Annotated in this window: 9 protein-coding genes; 5 read left to right on the forward strand and 4 right to left on the reverse strand. The window is 67.3% G+C overall.

Annotated features, from left to right (window positions below; genetic code table 11):
- On the reverse strand, nucleotides 1–215 hold a 215-nt coding region (locus VML93_RS32630; protein ID WP_325617061.1), incomplete at its 3' end, for an NUDIX domain-containing protein.
- Nucleotides 216–360: 145 nt separating this feature from the next.
- Here VML93_RS32630 and glnX point away from each other — a divergent pair.
- From glnX to VML93_RS32645, 3 genes are read left to right on the forward strand one after another with little or no spacing between them, the layout of a single operon-like run.
- Entirely contained in the window at nucleotides 361–1,680 is a 1,320-nt protein-coding gene (glnX, locus tag VML93_RS32635; protein ID WP_325617063.1) for a protein kinase G-activating protein GlnX, read from the forward strand.
- Nucleotides 1,680–2,666 (forward strand): glutamate ABC transporter substrate-binding protein, encoded by a 987-nt coding sequence (locus VML93_RS32640; RefSeq protein ID WP_325617077.1) that lies wholly within the window; start codon nucleotides 1,680–1,682, stop codon nucleotides 2,664–2,666. The genes glnX and VML93_RS32640 overlap by 1 nt, the downstream gene beginning before the upstream one ends.
- Nucleotides 2,666–4,978 carry a serine/threonine-protein kinase PknG gene (locus VML93_RS32645; protein WP_325617065.1) on the forward strand — a complete coding sequence of 771 codons (2,313 nt, stop codon included), beginning with the start codon at nucleotides 2,666–2,668 and terminating at the stop codon, nucleotides 4,976–4,978. The genes VML93_RS32640 and VML93_RS32645 overlap by 1 nt, the downstream gene beginning before the upstream one ends.
- Nucleotides 4,979–4,980: 2 nt before the next feature.
- Here the strand turns inward: VML93_RS32645 and VML93_RS32650 are convergent, their stop codons facing one another.
- A complete protein-coding gene (locus VML93_RS32650; RefSeq protein WP_325617067.1) occupies nucleotides 4,981–5,340 on the reverse strand; it encodes an SdpI family protein in 360 nt (119 codons plus the stop codon).
- A 161-nt stretch (nucleotides 5,341–5,501) separates the two neighbouring features.
- Here VML93_RS32650 and VML93_RS32655 point away from each other — a divergent pair, with 161 nt between their 5' ends.
- Entirely contained in the window at nucleotides 5,502–6,818 is a 1,317-nt protein-coding gene (locus VML93_RS32655) for a DUF1800 domain-containing protein (protein WP_325617069.1), read from the forward strand.
- On the forward strand, nucleotides 6,815–8,002 hold the full coding sequence (locus VML93_RS32660; protein WP_325617071.1) for a DUF1501 domain-containing protein: 1,188 nt from the start codon (nucleotides 6,815–6,817) through the stop codon (nucleotides 8,000–8,002). Before VML93_RS32655 ends, VML93_RS32660 begins: the two co-directional genes overlap by 4 nt.
- Here VML93_RS32660 and VML93_RS32665 read toward each other — a convergent pair.
- Together VML93_RS32665 and pta are read right to left on the reverse strand one after the other, a co-directional pair.
- Nucleotides 7,997–9,151, reverse strand: a complete 1,155-nt coding sequence (locus VML93_RS32665) for an acetate kinase (RefSeq protein ID WP_414686508.1) — start codon at nucleotides 9,149–9,151, stop codon at nucleotides 7,997–7,999. The genes VML93_RS32660 and VML93_RS32665 overlap by 6 nt on opposite strands.
- Nucleotides 9,144–10,046 (reverse strand): phosphate acetyltransferase (gene pta / locus VML93_RS32670; RefSeq protein WP_325617075.1); only part of this gene is annotated, 903 nt, incomplete at its 5' end. The genes VML93_RS32665 and pta, both read right to left, overlap by 8 nt.

The raw sequence follows: 10,046 nt of genomic DNA on the forward strand, positions 1-10,046 counted from the left end.
ACCGCGGTCTCCTCTGGCGTCTCGTGGCTGTCGCGGGCCCCACCCGGCAAAGCCCAGGTGCCGCCCTGATGGCTCCACACCGCCCGGTGTTGCAGCAGTACCGCGGGGGTGCCGTCGGGCATCGGGGCCCGCAGCAGCAAACCGGCGGCGCCGTATCTGCCCCAGTAGTGGCCGCCGCTGTCGGATACCACCCACCCGTCGCCGTCGCCCTGCACGAGATTCAGGATATGCAGGCCGTCGGCGGCCCGACGACCAAGCGGGCAGACAATTGCGTCTGCCTTCCCACCATCCGCGTCAAGATTCCTTAGAATTCGCTTATAGACCTTTGTTGGTTGGCCGAAAGATGAGGTCGGAGCAGACGTGACGGTTGAGCTGGCGCACCCGTCGACTGAGCCGCTGGGGTCGCGGTCGCACGCCGAACCTGCCCACCCCCGGTGGTGGTTCATCTCGACCACGCCGGGCCGCATCCTGACCATCGGCATCGTGCTGGCCGCTCTGGGTGTGTCCAGCGCGTTCGCCACCTCGACCACCATCAACCACCGGCAGCAGGTGCTGACCACGGTGCTCAACCACACCGAGCCGTTGTCGTTCGCGGCCGGACGGCTCTACACCACGCTGTCGGTGGCCGACGCCGCGGCGGCCACCGCGTTCATCGCCCAAGCCGAACCACGCTCGGTCCGGCAGCGCTACGAGCAGGCGATCACCGATGCGGCGGTGGCGGTGACCCGGGCGTCGAGCGGGCTGACCGACGAGCCGCTGGTGCAACTGCTGGGCCGGATCAACGCCGAACTGGCGGTGTATACCGGGCTGATCGAGATCGCGCGCACCAACAACCGGGAAGGCAACCCGGTCGGTTCGTCGTACCTGTCGGAGGCGTCGGGGCTGATGCAGTCGAAGATCCTGCCCGACGCACAGCAGCTCTACCAGGCGACGTCGGAGCGGGTGGACGGCGAAACCACCGCGTCCACCCAGATCCCGGCTCCGGTGATCCTCGTCGTGGCCACCACCATGGTCTTCGGCCTGTTCTCGCACCGGTGGCTGGCCCGGCGCACCAGGCGCCGGATCAACCCCGGCCTGGTCGTGGGCGCGCTAGGTATCGTCGTCATGGTGGTGTGGGTCGGGACAGCGTTGACGATTTCGACGACCGCCAGCCGCAGCGCCAAGGACACCGCCGCCGAGTCGCTCAAGACCGTCACCAACGTCGCCATCACCGCCCAGCAGGCGCGCGCCGACGAGACGCTGTCGCTGATCCGGCGCGGCGACGAGGAGATCCGCAAGCAGAGCTTCTACCAGCGCATCGACGCCATGCACCAACAGATCGACAGCTACATGTCGCGCAGCGACGCGATCGACAAGCCCGACCTGCAAGGCGCCGACCAGCTGCTGATCCGCTGGCGGCAGGCCAACGACCGGATCAACGCCTACATCTCGGTGGGCAACTACCGGGCCGCCACCCAGGTCGCGCTGGGCAAGGGCGAGGACGACTCCACACCGGCTTTCGACCGGCTCGACGAAGCGCTGAGCAAAGCGATGGACCAGAGCCGCACCCATCTGCGCAACGACGTCCTCAACGCGCGCAGCGGCCTGTCCGGCGCCCAGGTCGGCGGCGTGGTGCTCAGCCTGGGCGCGGCGCTCGCGGTCGCCCTGGGTTTGTGGCCCCGGCTGAAAGAGTATCGATGATGACGCGGCTGCCCAGGACCCGGCGAGCCTGCGGAGTGCTCGCGGTGCTCGCCACGGCGATCACGCTGGCCGGTTGCGCCCACCAGGAATCGCTGAGGGTGGCGACGGTACCGACCCTGCCGCCGCCCGTCCCGGTCGGCATGGAGGAAATGGCGCCGGAGCCGCCGCTGCCGGCAGACGGCTCGGATGAGGACTGCAACCCCACCGCCAGCCTGCGGCCCTTCCCCAACAAGGTTGAGGCCGACGCCGCGGTGGCCGATATCCGCGCGCGCGGCAGGCTGGTCATCGGCCTGGACATCGGCAGCAACCTGTTCAGCTTCCGCGACCCGATCACCGGCGAGATCACCGGCTTCGACGTCGACATCGCCGGCGAGATAGCGCGCGACATCTTCGGCGCCCCGTCGCACGTCGAGTACCGGATTCTGTCGTCGGCGGAGCGTGTCACTGCACTGCAGAAGTCGCAGGTCGACGTCGTCGTCAAGACCATGACCATCACCTGCGAGCGGCGCAAGCTGGTCAACTTCTCCACCGTTTACCTCGACGCGAGCCAGCGCATCCTCGCCCCGCGCGACTCGACGATCATCAAGGCGGCCGACCTGTCGGGTAAGCGAGTTTGTGTGGCCAGGGGCACCACGTCGCTGCGCCGGATCCGGGAGATCGTGCCGCCGCCGACCATCATCTCGGTGGTGAACTGGGCGGACTGCCTGGTGGCGATGCAGCAGCGGGAGATCGACGCGGTCAGCACCGACGACTCGATCCTGGCCGGACTGGTCGAAGAAGACCCCTACTTGCACATCGTCGGGCCGAACATGGCCACGCAGCCCTACGGCGTCGGGATCAACCTGCAAAACCCCGGGCTGGTCCGATTCGTCAACGGCACGCTCGAACGCATCCGTCGGGACGGAACGTGGAACACGTTGTACCGCAAGTGGTTGACGGTGCTCGGCCCGGCCCCCATCCCGCCCACGCCAAGGTACGTGGATTGATGGCCGAGACCCCCGACAAAGAGAGCGCCGGCCAGGACAGCGGGAACGCGGCCACCGAACCGGACGAAGGCCCGACGACTCAAGCCACTCAAGCCGCCTGGGGGGAGGCGCTACGGCCGCAGAGTACCCAGGCGCTCTTCCGCCCCGACTTCGACGATGACGACGACGAGTTCCCGCATATCACCGTCGATGTCAGGGACACCGAGCCGCAGGACCGGATGACCACCGCAACGCGGGTGCTGGCGCCGGTCAGACAACTCGGCGGCGGCCTGGTGGAGATCCCGCGGGTGTCGGATATCGATCCGATCAAGGCGCTGATGACCAATCCGGTGGTCCCCGAGTCCAAGCGATTCTGCTGGAACTGCGGACGGCCGGTGGGACGTTCTGGGCCGGAGGGCTCGGACGGCCGGGGGGCTTCGGAGGGCTGGTGCCCGTACTGCGGCAGCCCGTATACATTTCTGCCGCAGTTGAGTCCTGGCGACACCATCGCCGGGCAGTACGAGATCAAGGGCTGCATCGCCCACGGCGGGCTGGGCTGGGTCTACCTGGCGGTCGACCACAACGTCAACGACCGGTGGGTAGTGCTCAAGGGCCTGGTGCATTCCGGTGATGCCGAGGCGCAGGCGATCGCGATGGCCGAACGGCAGTTCCTCGCCGAGGTGGTGCATCCCTCGATCGTGCAGATCTTCAACTTCGTCGAGCACGTCGACCGGCACGGAGATCCGGTCGGCTACATCGTCATGGAGTACATCGGCGGGCAGTCGCTCAAGCAGAGCAAGGGCGCGACGCTGCGGGTCGCCGAGGCGATCGCCTACCTGCTGGAAATCCTGCCCGCGTTGACCTATCTGCACACCATCGGCTTGGTCTACAACGACCTGAAGCCGGAGAACATCATGCTCACCGAGGAGCAACTCAAGCTGATCGACCTGGGTGCCGTGTCGCGGATCAACTCGTTCGGCTACCTGTACGGCACGCCCGGTTTCCAGGCGCCAGAGATCGTGCGAACCGGCCCGACGGTGGCCACCGACATCTACACCGTCGGACGCACGCTCGCGGCGCTCACGCTCAACCTGCGCACCCGCAATGGCCGCTACGTGGACGGGCTGCCCGAAGACGATCCGGTGCTGGCCCGCTACGACTCTTACGGCCGGCTGCTGCGCCGCTCCATCGACCCGGATCCGCGGCGCCGGTTCAGCAGCGCCGACGAGATGTCCGCGCAGTTGTTGGGCGTGCTGCGCGAGGTGGTCGCCAAGGACACCGGGGTGCCGCGGGGCGGACTGTCGACGGTCTTCAGCCCGAGCCGCTCGACATTCGGGGTGGACCTGCTGGTCGCGCACACCGATGTCTACCTGGACGGCCAGGTGCATTCGGAGAAGCTGACCGCCAAGGAGATCGTGACCGCGCTGTCGGTTCCGCTGATCGACCCGGGCGACGTGGCCGCTTCGGTCTTGCAGGCGACCTTGCTGTCTCAGCCGGTGCAGACGCTGGATTCGCTGCGTGCGGCCCGCCACGGCTCCCTGGACGCCGACGGCGCCGACGTTTCGGAGTCCAGCGAGCTGCCGCTGATGGAAGTCCGCGCGCTGCTGGACCTGGGCGACGTGGTCAAGGCCACCCGGAAACTCGACGACCTGGCCGAGCGGGTGGGCTGGCGGTGGCGGCTGGTCTGGTATCGCGCCGTCGCGCAATTGCTCACCGGCGACTACGACTCGGCCATCAAGCATTTCACCGAGGTGCTGGACACCTACCCGGGCGAGCTCGCACCGAAACTGGCGCTGGCCGCCACCGCCGAGCTGGCCGGCTACACCGACGGGCACAAGTTCTACCGGACGGTGTGGAGCACCAACGACGGCGTGATATCGGCGGCGTTCGGATTGGCCAGATCCCTTTCGGCCGAAGGCGATCGGGCCGGCGCGGTGCGCACCCTCGACGAAGTGCCGGCTACCTCAAGGCATTTCACGACTGCACAGCTGACCAGTGCGGTGACCCTGCTGTCCGGCCGGTCGATGAACGAAATCACCGAGGAGCAGATCCGCGACGCCGCGCGGCGGGTGGAAGCACTGCCATCCACCGAACCGCGGGTCCTGCAGATCCGCGCCCTGGTCCTGGGCGGGGCGATGGACTGGCTGCAGCACAACCGAGACGATAGGCGGGCCAGCACCAACCACATTCTCGGTTTCCCGTTCACCGACCACGGCCTGCGCTTGGGCGTCGAGGCCTCGCTGCGCAGCCTGGCCCGGGTGGCGCCGACCCAGCGGCATCGCTACACCCTGGTGGACATGGCCAACAACGTGCGGCCCACCAGCACGTTCTGACGTCAAGCAGAGTGGCTGCGTCGTGCGGCTTTGTCCGCGACGACGGCGGCAGCGAGCAAGATCGGGACCAGCACTGCGATCGGGATCCAGCCCAAGGCGCGTGCCCCGAGGCCTGTCAGCATCAGCGCAGCACTGCCGGCCATCGCCCCGGGTACGGTCAGCCACATGACCGGGATGGCGGCCCGGTGTCCGGCACGCCAGGCGGCATCGGAAGCCATTGTGCCGGGGGTGCGGACACCAACGGCTTGATTGCGGGGAAGCTTTCCGGACGCGCCGCAGTGGGCGGTCACTATCGATACCGCAGCGACAAGCCACAACGCCCCGACGACGACATAGGTCGCAACCGCGTTGACGCCATTCATAGTGGTCTCCTCAGTTCGGTCATCGGCCCGGTTGGGGCCAGCGGAATGAGCTTCGACGGCAGCGCTATAAGGATTCTTGGAGCTGCTCGGCGTTGGCTGGGCGGAAAATCGGCCGGGATCCATCCACAGGCCATTCATAGCTTGATGTGCACACTCAATGTATGGCCGGACAGTCACCGGGGTGGATCGCCACGGCACGCGTGCTGCGGCGGGCCGGCTTCGGGGTCACCGGACCAGAGGTTGACGCGGTAGCCACCCGGGACTGGCCGTCGTACGTCGACGCCGTGCTCAGCGCGAACCCCGAGGCCGACCCGGGCGTGCGCGCCACCCCGATGCCCTCCCTGCCTGAGCCGAGTCGTCCCGGGAAAAAGGCGACCCCGGCAGCCCACAAGCAATACAACCAGCAGATGTCGGCGCAGATGGACGTGTTGTCGACCTGGTGGCTGCGCCGTATGGTGGCCGTCCAGCAACCGCTCCACGAAAAGCTCACGCTGTTGTGGCACAACCACTTTGCCACTTCGGCGCAGAAGGTTCGGGTGGCGGCCCACATGGGCGCGCAGAATCAGAAACTGCGCACCCTGTCGCTGGGCGATTTTCGTGGCCTGGCCTACGCGATGCTGACCGACGCGGCGATGTTGGGCTGGCTGGACGGGCAGACCAATACGGCTAAGGCGCCCAACGAAAATCTCGCCCGGGAGTTCATGGAGCTGTTCGCGCTGGGCCACGGCAACGGCTACACCGAGGACGATGTGCGCGCGGGCGCCCGAGCGCTGACTGGATGGGTGATCGCCCCCGACGGCCGAACCTCGACGGCCCCCAAACGCCATGACGCGGGCGCCAAGACGTTGTTCGGGCGCACCGGCAACTTCGACGCCGCCGGGTTCTGCGACACCGTTCTCACTCAACCGAAGTCGGCCGAGTATGTCGCGGGACGTCTGTGGCAGCAGCTGGCTTCCGACGAACCGGCGTCGGCCCCGGTGCTCGACCGGCTGGTCTCCGCATATGGTCCGGGCCGCAACCTGCGGGCGCTCACGCGGGCGATCCTCACCGACGACGAATTCACCACCGGCAGAGCAGCGGTGGTCAACACCCCGATCGAATGGCTGGTCGGGGTGATCCGGGCGCTGCGCGTACCTCTCGACAACCCCAAGCAGCTCAAGATGGTCGAAGCGACGCTGCGAGCGCTGGGGCAGCGCCCGTTCTATCCGCCCAGCGTGGGCGGGTGGCCGCACGGCGAGGTCTGGCTGTCCACCGCCAGCGCCCAAGCCCGGTTGCGTGCGGCGAGCCGGCTCGCGCTCAGCGCCGACCTGTCCAGCGTCGAGAATGCGGCCCCTGACGACCGCATCGACGCGGTCGGCTATCTGATCGGCGTGGGAGCCTGGTCGGACCGCACCGCCGACGCACTCGAGCCGCTGGTGCGCAAACCGGTGCAACTGGTCGCGGCCGCCGTCAACTCACCCGAATACCTGACGTCATGATCACTCGCCGCAAATTCCTGATCGCCAGCGCCGGCGTCGGCGCAGCCGGCCTGCTTTCCGGGGCCGTGGCAGTCGACTGGGACGACCTGTTGCGGGCCGCCCAAGACCGGCCACTGCCCGACGACGCCGGCGTGCTGGTGATCGTCACGCTGTACGGCGGAAACGACGGGATCAACACCCTAATCCCCTACGCCGACAACGCATATCACGATGCCCGCCCGGAACTTGCTTACGCCCCGGGCGACGTGCTGCACCTGGATTCCGAGCTCGGGCTCAACCCGGCGATGCGCGGCCTGGCCCAACTATGGAACCAGCGGCAGCTGGCCATCGTGCGCGGCGTCGGCTATCCCAAACCCGACCACAGCCACTTCCGGTCCATGGACATCTGGCAGACCGCATCACCGGACCGGCCCGTCGCGACCGGCTGGATCGGCCGTTGGCTCGACACCACCGGCGACGACCCGTTGCGTGCGGTCAACATCGGTCCGGTCCTGCCCGCGCTTGCGGTTGGCGAAAAGCACACGGCGGCAGCTCTTTCAGCGCACCAGGTACCGGCCCAGCAGGCGGACAGATACGACTCGATCATGGGCGCGCTGGGCACCGACGACCCCGGTGACACCCCTGCCATGGCCGCGGTGCGCAAGGCATACCGCGACGCTCGCACCACGAACAAGACCTTCGGGTCGATCAAACCGGCTGACAACGAACACAATTCGCTGGCCAGCCAGCTCAGCATGGTGGCCGCCGCGGTGCGCGCCCGCGTCCCGACCCGGGTCTACATGGTGCAATTGGGCGGCTTCGATACGCACGCCAACGAACGCGGAACGCAGCAGCGCCTGCTGCAGACGCTCGACGAGGCGGTGACCCCGTTCCTGAAAGACATGGCCGGCGATCGCTACGGCCGTAACGTTGTCTTGATGACGTATTCGGAGTTCGGACGCCGGGTGCGCGCCAACGCTTCGGAGGGCACCGACCATGGTACCGCCGGCCCCGTCTTCGTGGCGGGCGCGCCCGTCAAGGGTGGTTTCTACGGCGCGGAGCCCAGCCTCACCGACCTCGACCACGGAGATCTGAAGTTCACCACCGATTTTCGTGATGTGTACTACGAGCTGTTGTCGCGCACCGTCGGGACCGATCCCACGCCGTCGGTCGGAACGGGCCGTACCGCGTTGGGCTTCTTATAGGCCCGCCAGCACCTGTAAGCAGTCGCGGGCGATGGCCAGCTCTTCGTTGGTCGGAACCACCAGGACGACGATGGGCGACTCGTCAGTGGAGATGCGCCGGATCTCGCGCTCCGGGCCGCGATTGCGATCCTCGTCCACCACGATGCCCAGCTCCTCGAGGCCGACCAACGCGTCCCAACGCACCGCCGCGTCGTTCTCGCCGATCCCGGCGGTGAAGCTCACCACATCGGTATGCCCGAGCACAGCCAGGTAGGCTCCGACGTACTTGCGCAACCGATGGATGAACACGTCATAGGCCAACTGCGCTGCGGTGTCACCGGATTCGACCAGCTGGTGCAGCCGCCGGAAGTCGCGTTCCCCGGACAGGCCCAACACCCCGGACCGGTGGTTGAGCATGGACTCGACCTCGTCCACACTCATCGAAGCGCGGCGACACAGGTAGCTCACCACGCTGGGGTCCACGTCGCCGCTGCGGGTGCCCATCACCAGGCCCTCCAGCGGCGTCAATCCCATCGAGGTGTCGCGCGGATGCCCACCGGCGATCGCGGAAGCCGAGGCGCCGTTCCCCAGATGCAGCACAATCTGATTCAGACTTTCCAGCGGCACGTCCAGGAAGCCGGCCGCCTGTTCACTCACGTAACGGTGCGAGGTGCCATGGAATCCGTAGCGGCGGATCTGCCACTGCTCGGCCAATTCCCGGTCGATCGCGTAGGTGGCGGCCGCGGGTGGCAGATCGTGGAAGAATGCCGTGTCGAACACCGCGACATGCGGAACATCGGGCAGCAGCTTTCGCGCCACCTCGATTCCGGTGACCGCGGGCGGATTGTGCAGCGGGGCCAGTTCGGACAGCTCGCGCAGCTCGGCGACCACCGCGTCGTCCAACACCGTCGGACGATAAAACCGCTTGCCGCCGTGGACCACCCGATGTCCGACCGCCGCCAGGTCGGCACTACCGAGCTCGATGCCCGCGTCGGCCAGCTCGTTGAACGCGCGACGCAGCGCCGCGTCGTGGTCGGCGACCGGCGAGGACTCCTCGCCGATCCGCTCCACGATGCCGGCCGCCCGTGACTCGCCGGAATCCGGTTCGACCAGTTGGTATTTCAGCGATGACGAGCCGGAATTGATCACCAAAACCAGACGGTCACTCATGGACATCCTGGGCCTGAATCGCGGTGATGGCAACGGTGTTGACGATATCCTCGACCAGCGCACCCCGGGACAGGTCGTTCACCGGTTTACGCAGACCTTGCAGCACCGGGCCGATCGCGATCGCCCCGGCGGTACGCTGCACCGCCTTGTAGGTGTTGTTGCCGGTGTTCAGGTCGGGGAAGATCAGCACCGTCGCACGGCCGGCCACCGGCGAATCACGCATCTTGGTGGCCGCGACCGACGGTTCCACCGCGGCGTCGTATTGGATGGGCCCCTCGACCGGCAGCTGCGGATCCCGCTCGCGGACCAACTCCGTTGCCGTCCTTACCTTGTCGACGTCCGCCCCGGTGCCGGAATCGCCGGTGGAGTAGGACAGCATCGCCACCCGGGGCTCGATGCCGAACTGCGCGGCGGTGCGCGCCGAGCAGATGGCGATGTCGGCGAGCTGCTCCGGGCTCGGGTTCGGGACGATCGCGCAGTCACCGTACGCCAGCACCCGGTCGGGCAGGCACATCAGGAAAATGCTGGAAACGGTCGACACCCCCGGCACGGTCTTGATGATCTCGAACGCCGGACGAACTGTGTGCGCGGTGGTGTGGACGGCACCGGACACCATCCCGTCGACCATGCCGTTGTACACCAGCATGGTGCCGAAATACGAACCGTCACGCATGGTTTCACGTGCGTGTTCGACCGTGATTCCTTTGGCCTTGCGCAATTCCGCATACTGGTCGGCAAACTGGTCGCGTAGATCGCTGGTGCGGGGGTTGATCACCTTGGTGTTACTCAGGTCGACCCCGAGTTCTGATGCACGCAACCGGATTTGGGCCTCGTCGCCCAGGATTGTCAGGTCAGCCACACCGCGCTGCAACAGCCGCCCCGCGGACTTGAGGAT

It is taken from the genome of Mycobacterium sp., from assembly GCF_035499775.1.
Taxonomy (GTDB): domain Bacteria; phylum Actinomycetota; class Actinomycetes; order Mycobacteriales; family Mycobacteriaceae; genus Mycobacterium.

What these genes read in the sequence shown, in the direction of transcription:
- VML93_RS32640 (WP_325617077.1), top strand. Translation starts at nt 1,680, where the DNA reads ATGACGCGGCTGCCCAGGACCCGGCGAGCCTGCGGAGTGCTCGCGGTG.
- VML93_RS32645 (WP_325617065.1), top strand. Translation starts at nt 2,666, where the DNA reads ATGGCCGAGACCCCCGACAAAGAGAGCGCCGGCCAGGACAGCGGGAAC.
- VML93_RS32650 (WP_325617067.1), bottom strand. Translation starts at nt 5,340, where the DNA reads ATGAATGGCGTCAACGCGGTTGCGACCTATGTCGTCGTCGGGGCGTTG.
- VML93_RS32655 (WP_325617069.1), top strand. Translation starts at nt 5,502, where the DNA reads ATGGCCGGACAGTCACCGGGGTGGATCGCCACGGCACGCGTGCTGCGG.
- VML93_RS32660 (WP_325617071.1), top strand. Translation starts at nt 6,815, where the DNA reads ATGATCACTCGCCGCAAATTCCTGATCGCCAGCGCCGGCGTCGGCGCA.
- VML93_RS32665 (WP_414686508.1), bottom strand. Translation starts at nt 9,151, where the DNA reads ATGAGTGACCGTCTGGTTTTGGTGATCAATTCCGGCTCGTCATCGCTG.